The sequence below is a fragment of the Mesorhizobium sp. M7A.F.Ca.MR.362.00.0.0 genome (genome assembly GCF_004023175.1).
In the GTDB taxonomy this organism is placed as follows: Bacteria; Pseudomonadota; Alphaproteobacteria; order Rhizobiales; family Rhizobiaceae; genus Mesorhizobium.
In genome coordinates, this window is sequence record NZ_RZTF01001289.1 from 1 (window position 1) to 207 (window position 207).

Annotated in this window: 1 protein-coding gene; it reads left to right on the forward strand. The window is 41.5% G+C overall.

Annotated elements, in window-relative coordinates; genetic code table 11:
* Positions 1-207, forward strand: a 207-nt coding sequence (locus EOC06_RS41375) for a hypothetical protein (protein WP_206631548.1), incomplete at both ends; no start/stop codon positions are given.

Here is a 207-nt window from a genome sequence, read left to right on the forward strand (position 1 = left end):
GAATTTCGTGGAGAGCATTTAAATGAGGAAGGAGAACAAGTCCTCATAGACGCAGGTCTTTTTGCTAAGCTGAAGGAAAAAGGCATACTCTGCATGACTCATGTTGATTATATTGCAGACGGCAAAGTGGTTAAAAGAATACTTCCCCATTCAGAAACAGGCCATACTGGCATTCATGTTCCGCAAAAGCATTTATTGAAGCTGCTG